Below are 18,444 nucleotides of genomic sequence, written 5' to 3'. Positions count from 1 at the left end.
TCATTTGTTGAGTATCTCTACACCAATGTTACATTGGAGGCATTTTCGCTTTTGACAATAGCTTTTAAATAGCTGAATTAACGCCTGGGAATCAAAAGCTGTTTTTGGCGATAAGCCTGGATCATCCCATTTTTTAGTAATTCGATTATTTTCCTTCGGAATCGACTCCAGGAGCTCAATAGCTCGATCCATATATTTTGAATCACCAACGTACTTGGAGTATGCGGCTAAAAGGGGAGCGACGGTATTTATTAAAATGTTCTCAAAGGATTTTTCCCCAATTGCTTTTGATTTACTGCTTCTTGCTTTCCCGAAATCATAATGTTCCTGCCAGTATTCACTCAGCGGCGTTTGCAATTTCCTTTTCAACTCTTTAATACTTTCGGTTTCTGTAAGGAGTGAGAAAAGTTGTGGCTGATGGGAAAGTATTGAAGCTAACTGTCCCAATCGTACAGTCGGAAAGTTTGCAGGTCTTAGTTTCCCGAATTTCCATTGAGCTTTCATCATACTTTCGGACAATTGAAACTTCTTTATGAGATAGGTGAATTCAGATTTTAAGCTTCTCTGATAGTCATCTGTTTCTTTTTCTAAAAACCCGGCTTGCCCAAAAAGCAGGGCTTCAGTTTGTGATGGACTCTGCAAAACCTTTTTTAAGCTGGAAAATGGAAGGAGTTTAGCCAATCGCTCAAAAGCATCTTTGTTCGTTGAAAAGCCGAAATTGCCAGCAATTACATGGTAAGTTGTTTCCTCCCAGTTATTATAGTTGTTTTCCAAGCTCAATAAAATTCTTTCAGCCTTTTCTTCCAGCCGTTCTACCAGTACCCGATCCAGCATGTTGTTTATGGAAATTGAAGAGACATCCTTGAGTTGATTTCTGCAAAGAATCTCATCTGGAGCATGAAGGTAAGATTTGTATTTTTTAACGAGTAGTGGATTGATGATCTCCTTGAGTTCTAATGTAGGCAAAGGTTCATCATTCACTTTCACCTCCTTATCGTGATTCCACACTACATGAAGGATTACATTGTCGTAAGCAGTATCGTTTTGGTGCCTGTGATGAAACCAGTCAGAGGAATTGATATGAAGCTCCACCTGCCCGGCCCACTCAATATTATCAATTTTTATTCTGGCTTCTTCAAAGTCAGGTCCGGAATCCTGATTATGACTACCTGGATTGAAAACAAGCATTTGCTTGCCACAGGCAAGCTTTAGCTTTCCAGGTTCAAATTTTTGATGTTTCCAGATGTAGTGTAGAAACTGCTCGTCCATAGCGATTAGCCTTCTAAGATACGACGTGTGCTATAATCCCTGAAGGATTTCAGCCATTTCTAACTGAATTTTGTGAGCTGCTTTCCCAGCGGCTTTGGCGAAGTTCTCAGAATCGTCGGAATAAATAACACCTCTGGATGAATTCACCAGTAACCCACACTGTTTGTTCATTCCATATTTGCAGACAGCATTCAGGTCACCACCTTGTGCACCAACTCCCGGTATCAGCAAAAAATGCTCGGGAACTATTCTTCGTATGCCGATTAGTGCCTCCGGCCTTGTTGCGCCAACCACATACATGATATTGTTAGCATTGCCCCATTCAGCACTTTTTCGAATTACTCGCTCGTACAGTTTTTCTCCATCATCACTTATAATTATATCTTGAAAGTCAAGTCCGCCCGGATTGCTGGTAGCGGCGAGTATGATCACCCACTTTCTATTAAATTCTAAGAATGGCTTTACAGAATCAGATCCCATGTAGGGTGCTACTGTAACAGAGTCGAAATTCATGTTTTCGAAAAATGCTCTGGCATACATCGAGGAGGTATTACCTATGTCAGCACGCTTGGCATCAGCAATTGTGAAAATGTCTTTTGGGATGTACTCGAGCGTTTTCTGGAGTGACTCCCAACCCTTTGCTCCCTGAGCTTCATAAAAGGCTGTATTGGGCTTATATGCAACAGCATATTGATGAGTAGCATCAATAATCTGCTTATTGAATTCAAAAATAGGATCTGTTTCAGAGAGAAGATGATGAGGAACTTTTTTTATATCCGTATCTAACCCCACGCACAAGAAAGACTCTTTCTCTTTGATTTGCTCGAATAGCTGCTGTCGCGTCATAGGATCAGATCAGGTGATTTTTGGCTAAGATAAAAAGTGTGGACGTACTTATCCTGTTCCTCAAAATAGGAAGGTTTGAAAACGCCATAAAAATCAGCGATTATTTAAGCTCCGGAAGCTTATCGTTTACGACCTTACCTTTTTTCACTTCACCGTAGAAGTGTACATCGTATAGTTTCTCGTATTTTTTGATCGACTGGTGTAATTCAGGAATAGTATCACTTCTAAGCTTAATTCCTTTTCTTTCACCCTTGTGTCGGAGTTCTATGTAATATCCGTCTTTAAGTTTTACTGGAGTAGTTGCAGGTCTAGCCAAATCAATAAAATTTTATGTGTGCGTAAGTATATAAAACAATGCTCGTGCGGAAAAGTTTCCACACGAGCAATTATATAAAATCAAAAACTTAGAATCTGTTTCTAGCGCTTACCCTCTAGGGTTTGCTTTTTTTACAACGATGGTTCTACCATCTAATTCTGTTTCGTTTAGGCTTGCGATAGCCTGGTTACCTTCGTCATCGTTTGGCATTTCAACAAAACCGAAACCTTTCGATCTCTGAGTGTCTCTGTCCATGATAACTTTAGCGGAATCTACTGTTCCGAATTCTTCGAATGCTTGTCTCAATGCGTCTTCTGAAGTTGCATAGTTAAGCTTAGCTACAAAAATGTTCATTAAAAAAGATAAAAAATTAAAATGCGTCCAGACTTGTTCTGAACGTAGCAAAGGTATGCTTTTTCTTGAGATTATAAATTATCTGAAATCAATCACCTCAACATTTGGGTATTTTGAGGTGTCAAACTTGAAATAGCTGTCACTCAGGCTGGTAGGTGTAAAAGAATTGATTGAATACACGTATTTATTGCCGGTGCGCTCAAAAACTGTGAAAGACTTTAGCTCATCTTTAGCGTTAATGTTCATTCTGATCTTGAAATAGGTTTTCTCTCTACTTTCAGGGTCTAATTCAATGATTCGATCTCCATTGGATGTTTTTTCTGCTAAAGCATACTTAAATCCATCTTTATATAAATCATAAACATTGCTAAGCGTAATTTCCGACTCTTCAGGGTCGTAAGAGCTAATGGTTACTTCGTTTGCTTCCGCGTTGAAGGTGTATATGTCTGTGCCATCATTGAAAATTTTCTGACCAGCAACATCCAAAACATACATATCTCCTTTTACAGCTATGTCTCCTGAAATAGTCTCATCCAGTCCTGCGCTTTCGTTGGTGAGTTTTTGAGAAAATGAAGCCTTAAATGCCTCTACCTTCTTATACTTACTGCTCATTGCATCCAAGACAGCCAGTGCTGCCGGATCATACTGTGCATGTGCCTGCATAAGCACGATGAGTGATAAGAATGTGATATATATCTTTTTCATGTTCTTGGTTTCTAATATTTGATTTCTATTTCAGACAATAACTGTTCCAAACTATGATCGTCAGGTATTAATACTTCTCGCGCTTTACTACCCTCAAAAGGACCAACGATTCCTGCTGCCTCTAGTTGATCGATTAATCGGCCAGCCCTGTTGTAGCCCAACTTCATTTTACGTTGGATTAGCGAGGTTGATCCCTGCTGATGCATAACAATCAAACGAGCAGCATCCGCAAAGAGTGCATCCCGATCTGATAAATCTACTTCACCTATCCCGCTTTCACCTTCTCCAACATACTCCGGTAGTAGATAAGCATCATCATAGCCTCTTTGTTCACCAATAAACTCACAAATTCTTTCCACTTCAGGGGTATCCACGAATGCACATTGCAGACGTGTCATGTCTGAGCCCATTGAAAGAAGCATATCCCCCATACCGATTAATTGATCTGCACCCCCTGCATCCAAAATTGTTCTTGAATCGATTTTTGAGGTTACACGGAATGAAAGTCTTGCAGGGAAGTTTGCTTTGATGATACCCGTGATGACATTGACAGATGGTCGCTGTGTAGCCACAATCAAATGAATACCAATTGCTCTCGCTAGCTGTGCAAGTCTTGCGATCGGTGTTTCCACCTCTTTGCCGGCCGTCATCATTAAGTCAGCCAACTCATCTATTACCAGCACGATGTAAGGTAAAAATCTGTGTCCTTTGTTCGGATTAAGCTTTCGCTCAGTGAATTTCTTGTTGTACTCTTTTAGATTTCTGCATCCTGCATTCTTTAGTAAATCGTATCGATTATCCATTTCGATACAGAGTGAATTAAGGGTGTTCACAACTTTTGAAGTATCTGTAATAATCGGTTCGTCACTGTCAGGAAGCTTGGCCAGGAAGTGCTTCTCCACTTTATTGAATAATGTCAATTCCACCTTTTTTGGATCGACTAAAACAAGCTTCAATTGAGACGGATGCTTTTTGTAAAGGAGTGAAGTCAAAATAATATTCAATCCGACCGACTTACCCTGACCAGTGGCACCAGCCATCAACAAGTGAGGCATTTTGGCCAGATCGGTTACAAATACTTCATTTGAAATCGTTTTTCCTAGTACCACAGGCAAATCCATTTTGCTTTCCATGAACTTGCTGGTGGTAATGACCGAACGGGCGTCTACCATTTCACGATTTTTATTAGGTACCTCGATACCGATGGTCCCTTTACCTGGAATTGGAGCAATGATCCTGATTCCTAATGCCGCAAGACTAAGAGCAATATCATCTTCCAGATTCTTAATCTTGGAAATTTTCACACCAGCTTCAGGTACGATCTCATAGAGTGTCACTGTTGGTCCGATAGTGGCCTTGATACTTGAAATTCCAATTTTGAAATTGACCAGTGTCTCAATGATTCGATCCTTATTCTGTTCCAGCTCATCTTTTGAAACCTTAACATCTTTTTCAGGATAATCAATCAGCAGGGCAGCAGTCGGAAACTTGTATCTCGGGAGATCGAGCGTTGGGTCATAGTTTATTGCTTCATCTGTAACCGCCTCTTCGAATTCTTTTTGTTCTACCTCAAAAGACAAATCTTCATGTTCTTCATTTTTAGAAGAAGGCTTTTCAGATTCTGTTGATGGAGGTGTTGGTTTCTCCATCTTGGGGGCGAATACTTTTTCCTCAACTTCTTTTGGGAGCGGCTCCTCTTCCTTCTTAAACTCAGGAAGATCAATGGTAAACTCAGGATTCGACCTTTCCTTATTTACAGGTTTTGGTGGAATCTTTTTCACCACCCAGGTTTCGGATTCATCTCTATTTGAATCTTCGTTTTCCACCTCTTTTTTGATCTGATCTAAAACCGAGGATATGTCTGCTGTTTTCGCTTTTGGTTTCTTCTCAGGTATAAGCGCTTTGATTTGGTTGATCATATTCTCCATCGAAGGGACGATTCCGCTGAATGCCGGTATCCGTGTAATGTCGAAGAAAAACATATTAAACACCATGAAAAGAAAGATAAGAAACAAGACAGCACCCCAGCCCATCAGGCTTTGAGCGATCAATGCCAGCTCATAACCGATACCGCCACTCAGAAATCCAAGCATGGATATTTCTTCCTGTGAAAGAAGAAAATACCCCATCACCATGCTAATCCAGATCAGATAAAATACTACAAAGTTGAATGTTTTCGTGATTGGCAGGAGTGCACGATACCAAATGATTTTGTAAGCGACGATGAAAACAAATGGAGGAATGAGAATGGCTGCAATGCCAAACCAAAGAAAAATAAAATAGTGTGCAGCTATCGCTCCGATAAGTCCAAAAGCGTTCTGAACCTCTGCGCCTGACTCTTTCACGTTGGTATTGGTATATGCTTCCACCACACTCTGATCGGCCTGACCTGTGCTGAGATATGAAATGAAGGAAACGCCGAGGAAAATGGAAATCAACAACAAGGTAAATCCAATGAATAAATGGAATTTTCGGTCGGTGATGAAGTTGAATTTAAGGCTCGCCTTCTCTTTCTTCTCGCCCTTCTTCTTATAGGTATTTTGTGCCATAGATTATCTCCCAAAAATAATGGAGTTTTCAGCGGGGATCAAACATGCTTAAGTAGTTCCTTGTTGATTCGTTTGACCAAACTTGGTCCTTCATAAACAAGACCGGTATAAATCTGTACAAGGTTAGCCCCACATCGAATTTTCTCTACTGCATCCTGTCCTGAATGCACTCCTCCCACTGCAACAATATGAACGGTTGGATTATGTCTTCTTATATACTTCAATACCTCATTTGATTTATTGAATACTGGTTTACCGCTAAGCCCTCCAGCCCCAATTGCTTCGATATTTTCAGCATTTGTAGTTAACCCAGATCGATCTATAGTGGTATTGGAAACGATCAATCCATCTAAGCTGAGTTGTTTAGTAATGTCAATAATGTCATCCAATTGGGATTCTATAAGGTCCGGAGCAATCTTTAGGAGTATTGGTTTAGGCAATTTTCTTTTATTATTCACATCTTGCAGACCTTTTAAGAGCTTCATAAGTGGTTCCTTTTCCTGAAGTTCTCGTAATTCTGGTGTATTTGGTGAACTCACATTAACCACGAAATAATCAACATAATCATAAAGCTTTTCGAAGCAAATCAGATAGTCATCAAGTGCATTTTCATTGGACGTAACCTTGTTTTTGCCAATATTACCACCTACAATAATGTTTGATTTCCGATTTTTTAATCGCCCCACTGCTTCTTCCACACCTTCATTATTGAATCCCATTCGATTGATTAGTGCTTCATCCTGTGGTAATCTAAAGAGTCGAGGTTGAGGATTGCCGGGCTGACCCTTTGGAGTTATCGTACCGATCTCAATAAATCCAAAACCAAGGTTTGAAAAGTCATCAATCAGCTCTGCATTTTTATCAAACCCCGCAGCAAGACCTACCGGATTTTTGAATTTTAGTCCAAATACTTCACGCTCCAGTCGTTGATCTTCAAAATAGAACATGCCTCGAATAATAGATTTTCCTAATGGAATTTTTAACATGAATCTCAATAATCCGGTCGTGATTTTATGAGCTTTCTCCGGCTGGAATAAAAAAAGTATGGGCTTTAGGAGTTTGTACATCAGCTTCTTGGATGGAATTGGGTAATGACCTGTTTTAAATAGTCCCGATCAAGATGTGTGTAGATTTCTGTGGTAGTGATGGATTCGTGCCCAAGCATCTCTTGCACCGCCCGTAAATCTGCGCCTCCTTCGATCAGGTGTGTTGCAAAACTATGACGAAATGTGTGGGGACTGATGTTTTTCTTCAAACCAATTTTGGCAGTCAGGTCTTTGATAACCATGAATACCATGACCCGACTAATAGCTTTACCTCTCTTGGTCACAAAAAGGTGATCTTCAAAGCCAGATTTTACGTCAATATGCACACGAACCTCATCTCTGAAAATTTTTATGTGCTTAAGTGCAGAGCGCCCGATCGGAACCAGTCGTTCCTTGCTTCCTTTTCCTATGATTCTAAGGAAACCTATATCATCATGAATGTTGCTGATCTTTAGATTGATCAGCTCTGAGACGCGCAATCCGGAACTATAAAGAGTTTCCAGCATGGCACGATTTCTTGTCCCTTCTGGAGTGGACATATCAATAGCCTCAAATATTTGTTCTATCTCAGGCAGGTCCAGCGTATCAGGGAGCTTTCGCCCCAATTTGGGCGCTTCCAATAATTCGGAAGGGTCTTTCGTGATCACTTCTTCATAAACGAGGAATCGGAAGAAGGCCTTTAATCCTGAAACCATTCTGGCTTGCGTATATGCAGACATCCCCAGCTCATTGATAAATTCCAGAAAATCTATCAAATCTTGCTGAACAATTTTAGTAGGAGGGACATCTCGTTCCTTGATCTCAAGAAATTGCTGAAGCTTAGCAATATCAGCGAGATATGCATCAACCGAGTTTTGAGCCAGTGATCGTTCCAGCTTTAGGTAGCTTTTGAATTGTTTAGTATAAGTTGGCCAGGACACGTGATTGGTTTTAATGATTGTCATCATGAGCCTGCCTGCCGCAGGCAGGGAAGAATGACGAAGAAATCTTAATATTGAGATCGCTTCACTGCGTTCGCGATGACGGTGCTAATTTTAAGTCCCTAATTTAGTGCGACCGGAAATCATATGCGAATACTCATTCTAAATGGACCCAACTTAAACCTACTAGGTAAACGCGAACCCGAAATCTATGGGAGTGAATCTTTTGAGGATTATTTCAAAAAACTGGTATCCAGATTTCCAGACCATAGTCTTGAGTATTTTCAATCGAATCATGAAGGTGCATTGATCGACAAGCTCCATGAAGTAGGGTTTAGCTTCGATGGGATCGTATTTAACCCTGGGGCATATACCCATACCAGCATTGCACTTAGGGATGCAATATCAGGAATAGAAACACCGGTATTTGAAGTACATATTTCTAATCTGGCAGAACGTGAAGATTTTCGTCAGACAAGCTATGTGAAAGACGTGTGCATAGGCTCTATTAATGGATTGGGTCTGGAGGGGTATGCTGTAGCGATTGAAGAGCTTCAAATGAATCCTCCTTTGAAGGGGAGTGCGTAGATTGTGTGATAGGAGGGGGATGTTTTATTCATCTATATTCTTATCTTTCCTTTCAAATAGCCACTCATGACAGACGTACAAAAACAGAAAATCACTCACTTTTTCAATGTGCTGGACAACAACGGAAATGGTATCCTGGAAAAAGATGACTTTGAGCTGGTGGGTGAAACCATGAGTGATATTATAGGGCTGGAAGATAATTCTGTTATACGTCTAGAACTGAAACTACGTGCCCACAGACTTTTCGTACAGATTCTCAAAGACATCCAAAAAAATGAAGCGGAACTTACATTGGATGAATGGATTCAGTTTTTTGATGAAGTTGTGCTATCCAAACCAAACGATTATATCAACCAGTCAGCCACTTACCTTTTTTCTTTATTTGATCAGGATATGGATGGTCATATTGATGAGCGGGAATACCTGGATATGTTCAAAGCATACGGACTTTATATGTCTGTAGCTAAAAAAGCCTTTGATCTTTTGGATATAAATGGAGATGGCCGAATCAGTGGGGGTGAGCTGGTCAAAGCTTTTGAAGACTTTTTTCTATCAGCAGATACAAACTCACCCGGAAACTGGATTTTTGGGGATTGGAGAAACGGGTAATTCTATAAATCTTTCCGAAAAGTCACCAATCGATTTACCTCATCAAAACCTACCGATTGATGAAAGTCAATACTTAATTTATTTGTGATCTCAGTATCGGAAGCCATTTCAGAACAGCCTCTTTTCTTACCCCAGCTTTCAGCCATTTCAACAAGCCTTTTTGCGATTCCTTCTTTTCTGTGACTTGGATCTACGTAAATACCCTCCATATAAAGGACGGGTTTTGTGGTGGTGCCTTCCACAAATTCGTATCTGAGTGAAAGTTGTATAAATCCTAAATAGATACCGTGATTTTTGGCTATAAAAGCGGTTTCTGTTGGAGAGTTTAAAATTTTCAATCCATTTTGAAACTCTTCTTTATAGTTACATTCCGGCCACAGGAATAGAACAAGTTGAGCCAAATCCGAAACATTGTCTTTTGATATTTCTTCGATAGTCATGGCGCATTACATAAACGGTGTTCTCTAATTTACTGCAAAAGCTCACTTATTGTTTTATGTAAATAAAAAAGCCTTCATAGAGAAGGCTGATTTAATGAAGATCGATAGAAATTAATTCTCAAGGTAGCGCTTCAAATTCCTTGCGCTTTCCTTCAAACCATTCTTGCATTTTTTCAAGTGATTGCATCAATTTTTGCATTTCCCCCATTGCTTTCTTGTGAGCTTCATCACCTTTTTGGTACATCTCCATTCCGTGCTGTTTACTTTGTTCCGCCATTTCTTCAAAAGTATCCGCGTGAAATTCCAGATCACATGCTCCTCCAAGTTGTTTGCATGTCATTGTTTTCATGAGTGTGTTTTTTTATTTAGTAAATTATTCTTTTCTTCCGGGTCTCTCCCGTGGTGGATTGATTGTCAACGGAGTTTCTACATTGGTGTCACCTACAGTTATTCTTACAGTGTATTCGCCCGCTATTAAATGGTAGTCACCATTTTCTGCAGCTTTATAGTCTTCTTTTTGTTCATCTTCCAGTAGGTTTTTGAAAGACTCATCTGTTTCTAATGGCAACTCTATAATATTCAGCCCTTTGTCAGCAGAAATGTTTATCGATGAAACAACCTGATCTTTAAACACCACTTCTATTTTGCCATTGCCAGCACTATTTGAATAAAAGGAAATATCAGTCTTCGCTTCGATCAGTTCACCCCAAGCCCAGGTTTTACTTCCCCATCTTGAGCTATACGTGACCGGGTCAATTGAAAAGGCATGAAGAGTTTTGGCAAGTATTTCATCGTTCATTTGCTGCACTAAAGAAACATCCCCGATATAAATTCCTCGTCCATGTGTACCTAAAACCAGGTCATTTTCTCTAGGGTGAACAATTAGGTCATGTACCGGTGTATTTGGAAGTCCTTTTGCAAATGCCTGATAATTTTTTCCTCCATCAAGTGAAATATATACCCCATGATCTGTCCCCACATAAATTATGCTTTCATTTACAGGATCCTCTTTCACCACATTCACTGGCTCTTGGGGTAGGTTTGCAGAAATGTTTTTCCAGGTTTGACCATAATTCTCACTCATGTAAACCATCGGCTGAAAGTTATCCCACCTGTAGCCATTAAGTGAAGCATACACACGCCCTTCTTTATGTGCTGAAGCCTGAACTGTGCTAACCCAGAAATCAGCTGGAAGACCATCTGTGATTTTGGTCCAACTAGCTCCAACATCATTAGACCTATGAATTAGCCCATCATCACTCCCCACATAGATCAATCCAAACTTGGTTGGAGATTCGGAAATAGTGGTAAGTGTGCCATAGCTCACATCACCTTTTTTTCCTCCCTGAGTTAGGTCGTCACTCAGCGTTTCAAAATTTTCACCCTTGTCCATGGATCTGTGAAAGCGATTGCTGCCGAAATAAACAATGTCCTGATTGTGACTGGACAAAGTAATAGGTGCTTCCCAGTTCCATCTGTAAGGAGCATCACCGAGTTTATGCCTTGGAGTGATGTATTTTCTATCACCTGATTCGGTATTTAACCTAAAGTAATTACCAAATTGGTAGCCGGTATATACAGTGGTGTTGTCTCTTGTATCCACGGCAACCTGCATACCATCTCCACCCATGAGTCGCTCATAAGCATATTTACCTTCCTGGTACCACCCCCTGGAATATTCATAGGTACTCGGGCCTTTCCAAACGCCATTGTCTTGCAGACCACCATATACATTATAGGGCTCTGCCATATCAACAGCAATTGAATAAAACTGCCCAACAGAAGGAGAATTGCAATTGATCCACGTAGCTCCGGTATCGTAACTTACGTACACTCCACCATCATTTCCAAGTATGAGATGCCTTGGGTCCTCAGGATTAATCCATAGTGCGTGATGATCTACATGGACATTGTCTTCATTGATACTTTTGAATGTTTTACCACCATCTTCTGATCGGACAATTGGTACACCCATTGTATAAATCACATCAGGGTTTTGAGCATCTACACGTACCTGACCAAAGTAGTAACCATAAGAAAAAATCATACTTTCGATGTAATCTTCGTGGGTCTTGGCCCATGTTTTTCCAGCATCATCAGAACGATACATTTCACCACCTTTTACAGGTGTATCGAAAAGAAGTGAATTGGCATCCTCGGTATAAATCACCAAATCAAGTGGTTTCACTTTCCCACTTTCAATATCTTTTTTGATGTCAACAGCATTATATTCATTTGGAAAACCATTGTTATCCAAAAACTTATTGATGTCTTTATTCTCAAGGGCAAGGAATTGTTGATTGCTCATGGTCCTTAATTCATCCTTAGTCAGGCCATCATCTTCATCATCTTCTTTCGGTCTTCGATCTTGATTGTCAAGAATAGCATACACGATATTTGGGTCGGATGGCGCGAAGGATAATCCGATGCGTCCGGTTCCATCCGTGTCCGGAAAGCCTGAATCATCAGCAATTTCAGACCAGTTGGTTCCACCATCCTCTGAGCGATATAGTGCAGTTCCCGGACCTGCTTCTTCAAAATTCCAAGCTTTTCGATCTTTCTCCCAGGCAGCAGCCACTAAAGTGTTTGGGTTATCCGGATGCATGATCAGATCCACAATTCCGGTTCTATTATTCACAAAAAGAGTTTTATTCCAGGTCTTGCCACCGTCAGTAGATTTGTAAACGCCACGTTCAGCATTTTCTGAATATAGATGACCTAGTGCTGCTACCCAGATTGTATTTGGATCAGATGGATGAATCAGGATACGACTGATATGATGGGTTTCTGTTAGGCCTATATTTTCCCAAGTGGCACCATTATCACTTGATTTGAACATGCCGTATCCAGAGTAGGAAGATCGACTGGAATTATTTTCACCAGAGCCAACATAGATAATGTTATTGGTCCAATTCACAGCAATGTCTCCGATGGTCATCACAATCTGATTGTCAAAAAGAGGTTCAAATGAGGTTCCATTGTTTTTTGTCTCCCAAAGAGAGCCGGAAGCGTAAGCCACATAGAAGTGTGACGGGTCTGCTGGATCGACTGCCAGGTCAACAACCCGACCGCTCATTACAGTTGGCCCTACATTTCTAAATCGGACATTTTTTACCAGCGAATTATTTTCCAGTTTTAACCGCTGCTGGTAACCTTCCCAGCGTTCACTTGCAGGAGTGGCCGGAGGTATGTCGTTAGATTTTTTCTTTCGCTGAGCAGGCAGAATAATCGACATACTCAGAAAGAGAAGTAGATAAATGGTTTTCATGTGGATGTGTTTTGCTTTTTTATAGGAGACATGCCTGACTTGTCTGCAGACAGGGAATTCGCACAATTAATATTCATTCTTTGCAGTACTTTATTAATAATACTCATTTCATCAGGTTAGATTTTTTAATAAGTTAGTAAGTATAAAACTTTTAATCCTCTGAAACCAACCTTAAGATATATGAAGAAGCATATCTGGATTTTAGCGGTACTCTTGATGAGTAGCTGCTTACCCTCTACGGAAAAAAATAGTAAGGCACTTGCGGATGTTGTGATGCCAAAAGCAGATCACACGTTAACTTCAGATCAAACACATAATAAGTGGAGCAGGGCGATCGCCCCTGTATTAACAATCAACTCCGGGGAGGTGGTTGAAATCAGTACGGAGGAGGCAACAGATGGCCAGTTGACAATCGACTCTGATACATCCGATTTAATGAAGTTGAGTTTTGACCCAATACATCCACTTACGGGTCCTATTTACATCAATGACGCTCAGCCAGGAGATGTCATTGCTGTCACCCTACATAAGATTGAAATCGGTGAGTGGGGTTGGACAGCCATTCTACCCGGATTTGGTTTTTTAGCTGATGAGTTTACTGAACCACATTTGAAAACATTCGAGTTGGCCGGAAAGAATAATGTTCGGTTTGCCGATGGTATCAACATTCCTTTAAAACCATTCCCCGGAGTACTTGGAGTAGCACCAGATACAGACTCTTTGCTTTCAACAATACCACCCCGTGCTAATGGTGGAAATATGGATGATCCAAACATTGTGGAAGGCACGACAGTCTATTTACCTGTTTTTGTAGATGGAGCATTATTTTCCATAGGTGATGCTCACGCAGCACAAGGACTAGGTGAAGTGTGTGGTACAGCCATAGAGGCACCCATGAAGTTTTTGGTTGAAATTGAGTTGCTGAAGGGATCGTCGATCGAAGAGCCTCAATATGAAAATGAAGAGGTATATGCTGTTACCGCCTTTGCAACGACCATTGATGAAGCTGCCAAAAAGGCAACTCGTTATATGATTGATTATCTTATAAAAAATCATGGACTTAGCCGAAATGATGCTTATATGCTTTGCTCTTTAGCTGGAGACTTAAAAATTGCTGAGGTGGTAGATGTTCCTCATATGCTGGTGACCATGTCAATAAACAAAGAAGTTTTATCCAAATGATAACCATATACCATAACCCCCGATGTAGCAAAAGCCGACAAACGCTTGGTTTGCTTGAAGAAAATGGACGGGACTTTATTGTAAAAGAGTATTTGAAAAATCCACCTACCAAGGAGGAGTTGAAGAAAGTCATAGATTTGTTGGGGATCAAACCAGAACAACTGATAAGAAAAGGAGAACCAGAGTTTAAGGAAAATTTTAAGGGGAAGAAGCTGACAGATGATGAATGGGTTGATGCTATGATTGCCTATCCGAAATTGATCGAACGTCCAATTGTCATTGAGGGAGATAAAGCTGTATTAGGTCGTCCGCCAGAAAATGTGCTTAAAATTTTATGAAGGCCATATTAGTCGAAGAATTAGGAGGGCCGGAGAAGCTAGTTTACAGGGATCATGAGATTGGGCCACCAGAGCCGGGGAGGGTCACCATATCTGTCAAATATGCTGGGGTTAATTTTCCCGATACGCTGATTATCAGAGGAAAATACCAATTCCAGCCCGAACTTCCTTTCTCTCCCGGTGGTGAAGTTGCTGGAGTGATTAAAGATGTTGGACCTGATGTTACAGAATTTAAAGTAGGTGATAGGGTTGTTTCAGGCACGTCATGGGGTGGCTTTGCTGAAGAGGTGCAGGGGTTTGCTTTTAACACCCATCATTTACCTGATGATGTCAGTTTTCGCGATGCTGCGGCTGTTTTAATGACCCACGGTACCGTCATTCATGCTTTAAAGGATCGCGCTAAACTTCAACAAGGAGAAACCCTTGCTATTTTGGGAGCTTCGGGGGGAGTTGGGACGGCCGCCATTCAGCTCGGAAAATTAGTAGGGGCAAATGTAATTGCATGTGCTTCAACCGATGAAAAACTAGACTTCTGTAAAAGTATTGGGGCAGATATTCTTCATAAATATTCTCCTGATAATATTAAGTCTGCTTTGAAGGATTTAACAGGAGGAAAAGGAGCTGACGTAATCTTTGATGCCATTGGAGGTAATTACACTGAACAAGCTTTTCGAGCCATCGCGCCTATGGGAAGGTATTTGGTTGTTGGCTTTGCGTCAGGCTCAGTTCCATCAATTCCACTGAATCTGCCTCTTTTAAAGAGCGCCTCCCTTACAGGCGTGTTCTGGGGTAACTTTTTCCGCAACTATCCGGATGAAAATAAAGCCAATATTCAAGAGCTATTAAAGATGATTTTAGAACAACAGATTAACCCAGTCATAGACTCGGAATTCCCACTAGAGCAAGCCCAAAATGCGTTAGAAAAAATTGAGAATCGAAAAGTTAAAGGGAAGATTCTTTTAACAAATATCTAAATTTTTAAAACTTCAGAATGATATTCTGAAAACGTAATTCTTCACCGTTAGTTGTTGTTTTAACAATTTTATTCCTCGATGATTTTTTGGTATTCATCCGATATTTCGTGATTTTTATCAGAATGTTAAATCAATTTTTAAGTTAAAAACTCTACTATGATGAAAAACTACTTAAAAAGAAAACTGATGGTATTAGCCTTTATGGTGCCCATTAGTTTTTTGATGGCCCAGGATGTAAGGGTCAGCGGAACGGTTACGGATGCCTCTAATGGTGAGCCGTTACCGGGTGTTACTGTATTGGTAAAGGGGACTACAAATGGTACCATTACAGGAATAAATGGAGAATATGAACTAGCTGTACCTTCAGGTTCTACTCTTGTATTCTCTTCAATCGGATATTCAAGTCAGGAAGTAGCGGCTTCTAGTGCTGGAGATGTAGCCATGAGTACGGATGTAACCAATTTGGATGAAGTGGTCGTGACAGGTCTTGCTACTTCGGTGAAGCGGTCAAACCTGGCTAACTCTGTGAGTACAGTATCTTCGGAGCAACTGACAGGTATGACAAATCAAGGAACAGTCGATGGAGCTCTTTACGGAAAGCTGACTGGAGTAAATTTGACTTCTATTTCAGGTGCCCCAGGCGGAGGAATTGCAATGCGACTAAGAGGTATTTCATCGATTAAAGGCAATAACCAGCCTTTGATAATTATTGATGGAATATATATGAGCAATGCGGAAATTCCTTCTGGGTTACGTTTTGCTTCAGGAGCTAATAGACCAAATGAGGAACAATCATCTAATAGATTAGCTGACTTAGATCCGAATGATATTCAAAACATCGAAGTACTAAAAGGAGCATCAGCTGCTGCTATTTACGGTACTCGTGCAAACGCTGGAGTGGTGATTATCACAACGAAGAGGGGAAGTCAGGGGAAAACATCATTTAGCTTATCACAAGATGTAGGGTTTAGCAAGGTTGTACGTCTGAAAGGACTTAGAGATTGGAATGCTACAAATGTGGCATCAACTTTCGGTGACGGAGAAGTTGCTGCATTTAATTCGGGAAATGTTGTTGATTATGAAAAAGAATTGTTCGGAGAAACCGGTATGATTACGAATACAAATTTCTCAGCAAGAGGAGGAAGTGATAAGACTTCATTTTTCATTGGAGGATCGGTTCGTGATGAAGAAGGAATTATGAAAAATACAGGATTTAAGCGATATAATATTCGAACAAACGTTGATCATCGTATCAGTGATCGTGTTAAGATTTCCAGTTCTTCATCATTCATCCGTTCTGAAACGGCAAGAGGCTTTACTGGAAATGAAAATGAGGGTGGTTTAGCAGTGATCTACAATCTTGCTTATACGAGACCTTGGTACAACTTATTTCCAGACGCAAATGGGAATTATCCAAGTAATCCATCAGCCTCAGGAAACATGTTGCTAGTTAGAGATCAAGCAAGAAATGATGATAAAGTGAACAGAACGCTGCAAGCTTTGAGCTTTGAAGCAGACTTGATTAAGTCTGATGATCAGGTTTTAAAGTTCAAGTGGCAAGGCGGATTGGATCATTTCACCAATGAAACCTATGTTTATGTGCCAGAATACCACCAAGCACAACAAGGTAATCAAAATGGTTACATCGGTGTAGGTAAAAATAAGTTTACTAACTTAAATTATACAGCATTCTTGGTACATGATCTTTTTCTTGGAAACTTATCATTAAGTACAAGTGCAGGTATTTCATACCTTAATTTCAAAAGGGAATTCGTTTATAATGAGGCAACTCAATTGATTCAAGGGCAGACTGTCCAGACTCAGGCAACTGCTTATGATATTATACATACGTTTGAGAATGAAGAAGAATTTGGAATGGTTTTTCAAGAGCAAGCAAATTATAATGATCAAATCATTGGTACTGTCGGCATTCGTTTGGATAAGTCAAGCTTGAATGGTGATCCAAATAAATACTATTCATTCTTCAAAGGTTCACTTGCTGCTAATATCCATAACTTTGATTTTTGGAGTGTAGATCAGATAAGTCAATTAAAAGTACGTGTAGCCTATGGAGAGACGGGTTCAAGTGCTACATATGGGTCTTTATACACAACATTTGATCGTAATAGTTCTGGGGGTATTGGTGGTAGTATCATCGATCAGCAGCGAGGCACTCCAGGACTAGAGCCTGAAACTTCACAAGAGTTAGAGTTCGGATTCGATGTTGGATTGTTTGACGGGATTGTGGGACTTGAGTTTACTGCCTACAATCGTCAGGTAAAAGATTTACTTTTTGACCGTGGTTTGCCATCATCTGTTGGGTTTCAAACTCAAGTGCTAAACGATGCGGATTTAGAAAATAAAGGAATCGAAATTGCATTAAATGCCAGGCCTGTAAGTACGGAAAGTATCACATGGAATTCTACGATCAACTGGTGGAAGAATGAGGCAACTTATACTCGTTTAGGTGTACCTCCATTCACTGCACCAGGCAATGGTTTCGGTCTGGGACTTGGTACCTTCTATATTGAAAATGGAGGTTCTGTGACAGGAATCTATCAAAACGTAGATGGAACACCTACTGAGGTGGGCAATGTGCAGCCTGATTTTCAGATGTCTTTTTATAATACGATTAACTTCTTAGATAACTTCGATTTTTCATTCTTGCTTCATTGGAAACAAGGAAGTGAAAACCTGAACCTGTCTGACTTATTGTTTGATGATGGGGGTACAAACCCTGCCATTGATGCACGTGGGTCTCAGTATGCTGGATCATGGATTCAGCCAGCAGGCTATTTAAGATTGAGGGAGGTCGCATTGTATTATTCGATACCAAAATCAGCGTTAAATATTTTTAATGGAACAATTGAGGGTGTAAAGCTTGGAGCTTCGGGAAGGAATTTATGGACAAAGACAGATTACTTAGGATATGATCCGGAGGTATCTACAAATGGAACAAACGCATTAGGAACAGGTCTTGATGTAGGGCCATACCCTAACAACAGACAAATTTTCTTCCATCTCAATGTTAACTTTTAAT

General features: G+C 40.4%; 17 protein-coding genes. 6 read left to right on the top strand and 11 right to left on the bottom strand.

Annotated features, from left to right (window positions below):
* The 8 genes from RIC88_RS05165 to xerD all read right to left on the bottom strand — a co-directional run bounded on the left by RIC88_RS05165 (window position 1) and on the right by xerD (window position 8,029).
* The gene (locus RIC88_RS05165) at window positions 1–1,269 is read right to left on the bottom strand and encodes a DUF2851 family protein (protein WP_350216430.1); all 1,269 of its coding nucleotides are present in this window, start codon (window positions 1,267–1,269) and stop codon (window positions 1–3) included.
* A gap of 30 nt (window positions 1,270–1,299) precedes the next feature.
* Window positions 1,300–2,115 (bottom strand): orotidine-5'-phosphate decarboxylase, encoded by an 816-nt coding sequence (gene pyrF / locus RIC88_RS05160; RefSeq protein ID WP_350216429.1) that lies wholly within the window; start codon window positions 2,113–2,115, stop codon window positions 1,300–1,302.
* 100 nt (window positions 2,116–2,215) lie between these two features.
* A complete protein-coding gene (locus tag RIC88_RS05155) occupies window positions 2,216–2,431 on the bottom strand; it encodes a hypothetical protein (protein ID WP_089357033.1) in 216 nt (71 codons plus the stop codon).
* A gap of 108 nt (window positions 2,432–2,539) precedes the next feature.
* Window positions 2,540–2,785 (bottom strand): RNA-binding regulator, encoded by a 246-nt coding sequence (gene rbp / locus RIC88_RS05150; RefSeq protein ID WP_350216428.1) that lies wholly within the window; start codon window positions 2,783–2,785, stop codon window positions 2,540–2,542.
* 78 nt (window positions 2,786–2,863) lie between these two features.
* Window positions 2,864–3,490 (bottom strand): outer membrane lipoprotein periplasmic chaperone LolA1, encoded by a 627-nt coding sequence (lolA1, locus tag RIC88_RS05145; protein ID WP_350216427.1) that lies wholly within the window; start codon window positions 3,488–3,490, stop codon window positions 2,864–2,866.
* A gap of 11 nt (window positions 3,491–3,501) precedes the next feature.
* Window positions 3,502–6,039 carry a DNA translocase FtsK 4TM domain-containing protein gene (locus tag RIC88_RS05140; protein ID WP_350216426.1) on the bottom strand — a complete coding sequence of 846 codons (2,538 nt, stop codon included), beginning with the start codon at window positions 6,037–6,039 and terminating at the stop codon, window positions 3,502–3,504.
* Between the two features lie 38 nt (window positions 6,040–6,077).
* A complete protein-coding gene (locus tag RIC88_RS05135; RefSeq protein WP_350216425.1) occupies window positions 6,078–7,106 on the bottom strand; it encodes a quinone-dependent dihydroorotate dehydrogenase in 1,029 nt (342 codons plus the stop codon).
* On the bottom strand, window positions 7,106–8,029 hold the full coding sequence (gene xerD, locus RIC88_RS05130) for a site-specific tyrosine recombinase XerD (RefSeq protein WP_350216423.1): 924 nt from the start codon (window positions 8,027–8,029) through the stop codon (window positions 7,106–7,108). Before xerD ends, RIC88_RS05135 begins: the two co-directional genes overlap by 1 nt.
* A gap of 123 nt (window positions 8,030–8,152) precedes the next feature.
* On the opposite strand from xerD, the gene aroQ reads away from it, so the two are divergent.
* Both aroQ and RIC88_RS05120 read left to right on the top strand, forming a co-directional pair.
* Window positions 8,153–8,593, top strand: coding sequence for a type II 3-dehydroquinate dehydratase (gene aroQ, locus RIC88_RS05125; protein ID WP_350216422.1), 441 nt, complete (start codon window positions 8,153–8,155; stop codon window positions 8,591–8,593).
* Window positions 8,594–8,659: 66 nt separating this feature from the next.
* On the top strand, window positions 8,660–9,202 hold the full coding sequence (locus RIC88_RS05120; RefSeq protein WP_350216421.1) for an EF-hand domain-containing protein: 543 nt from the start codon (window positions 8,660–8,662) through the stop codon (window positions 9,200–9,202).
* 2 nt (window positions 9,203–9,204) lie between these two features.
* Here the strand turns inward: RIC88_RS05120 and aac(6') are convergent, their stop codons facing one another.
* The 3 genes from aac(6') to RIC88_RS05105 form a co-directional block, all read right to left on the bottom strand.
* Window positions 9,205–9,642, bottom strand: coding sequence for an aminoglycoside 6'-N-acetyltransferase (gene aac(6') / locus RIC88_RS05115; protein ID WP_350216420.1), 438 nt, complete (start codon window positions 9,640–9,642; stop codon window positions 9,205–9,207).
* Window positions 9,643–9,760: 118 nt separating this feature from the next.
* A complete protein-coding gene (locus RIC88_RS05110) occupies window positions 9,761–9,991 on the bottom strand; it encodes a DUF1059 domain-containing protein (RefSeq protein WP_350216419.1) in 231 nt (76 codons plus the stop codon).
* Window positions 9,992–10,015: 24 nt separating this feature from the next.
* Complete coding sequence (locus RIC88_RS05105) at window positions 10,016–12,910, bottom strand: VPS10 domain-containing protein (protein ID WP_350216418.1); 2,895 nt, start codon at window positions 12,908–12,910, stop codon at window positions 10,016–10,018.
* Window positions 12,911–13,090: 180 nt separating this feature from the next.
* Here RIC88_RS05105 and RIC88_RS05100 point away from each other — a divergent pair, with 180 nt between their 5' ends.
* The 4 genes from RIC88_RS05100 to RIC88_RS05085 all read left to right on the top strand — a co-directional run bounded on the left by RIC88_RS05100 (window position 13,091) and on the right by RIC88_RS05085 (window position 18,443).
* On the top strand, window positions 13,091–14,092 hold the full coding sequence (locus tag RIC88_RS05100; protein ID WP_350216416.1) for an acetamidase/formamidase family protein: 1,002 nt from the start codon (window positions 13,091–13,093) through the stop codon (window positions 14,090–14,092).
* On the top strand, window positions 14,089–14,430 hold the full coding sequence (arsC, locus tag RIC88_RS05095; protein ID WP_502879995.1) for an arsenate reductase (glutaredoxin): 342 nt from the start codon (window positions 14,089–14,091) through the stop codon (window positions 14,428–14,430). Before RIC88_RS05100 ends, arsC begins: the two co-directional genes overlap by 4 nt.
* Window positions 14,427–15,404, top strand: a complete 978-nt coding sequence (locus tag RIC88_RS05090; protein ID WP_350216415.1) for an NADPH:quinone oxidoreductase family protein — start codon at window positions 14,427–14,429, stop codon at window positions 15,402–15,404. The genes arsC and RIC88_RS05090 overlap by 4 nt, the downstream gene beginning before the upstream one ends.
* 159 nt (window positions 15,405–15,563) lie before the next feature.
* A complete protein-coding gene (locus RIC88_RS05085; protein WP_350216414.1) occupies window positions 15,564–18,443 on the top strand; it encodes a SusC/RagA family TonB-linked outer membrane protein in 2,880 nt (959 codons plus the stop codon).
* Window position 18,444: the final 1 nt, after the last annotated feature.

Origin of the sequence: Ekhidna sp., from assembly GCF_040220215.1 — a bacterium.
Lineage (GTDB): Bacteria > Bacteroidota > Bacteroidia > Cytophagales > Cyclobacteriaceae > Ekhidna.
Note: the sequence above shows the minus strand (reverse complement) of the source record. Positions and strands in the feature narration are given on the sequence as shown.

Coding starts and splice junctions, on each gene's coding strand:
- RIC88_RS05165 (WP_350216430.1), bottom strand. CDS start 1,269: ATGGACGAGCAGTTTCTACACTACATCTGGAAACATCAAAAATTTGAA.
- pyrF (WP_350216429.1), bottom strand. CDS start 2,115: ATGACGCGACAGCAGCTATTCGAGCAAATCAAAGAGAAAGAGTCTTTC.
- rbp (WP_350216428.1), bottom strand. CDS start 2,785: ATGAACATTTTTGTAGCTAAGCTTAACTATGCAACTTCAGAAGACGCA.
- lolA1 (WP_350216427.1), bottom strand. CDS start 3,490: ATGAAAAAGATATATATCACATTCTTATCACTCATCGTGCTTATGCAG.
- RIC88_RS05140 (WP_350216426.1), bottom strand. CDS start 6,039: ATGGCACAAAATACCTATAAGAAGAAGGGCGAGAAGAAAGAGAAGGCG.
- RIC88_RS05135 (WP_350216425.1), bottom strand. CDS start 7,106: ATGTACAAACTCCTAAAGCCCATACTTTTTTTATTCCAGCCGGAGAAA.
- xerD (WP_350216423.1), bottom strand. CDS start 8,029: ATGACAATCATTAAAACCAATCACGTGTCCTGGCCAACTTATACTAAA.
- aroQ (WP_350216422.1), top strand. CDS start 8,153: ATGCGAATACTCATTCTAAATGGACCCAACTTAAACCTACTAGGTAAA.
- RIC88_RS05120 (WP_350216421.1), top strand. CDS start 8,660: ATGACAGACGTACAAAAACAGAAAATCACTCACTTTTTCAATGTGCTG.
- RIC88_RS05110 (WP_350216419.1), bottom strand. CDS start 9,991: ATGAAAACAATGACATGCAAACAACTTGGAGGAGCATGTGATCTGGAA.
- RIC88_RS05105 (WP_350216418.1), bottom strand. CDS start 12,910: ATGAAAACCATTTATCTACTTCTCTTTCTGAGTATGTCGATTATTCTG.
- RIC88_RS05100 (WP_350216416.1), top strand. CDS start 13,091: ATGAAGAAGCATATCTGGATTTTAGCGGTACTCTTGATGAGTAGCTGC.
- arsC (WP_502879995.1), top strand. CDS start 14,089: ATGATAACCATATACCATAACCCCCGATGTAGCAAAAGCCGACAAACG.
- RIC88_RS05090 (WP_350216415.1), top strand. CDS start 14,427: ATGAAGGCCATATTAGTCGAAGAATTAGGAGGGCCGGAGAAGCTAGTT.
- RIC88_RS05085 (WP_350216414.1), top strand. CDS start 15,564: ATGAAAAACTACTTAAAAAGAAAACTGATGGTATTAGCCTTTATGGTG.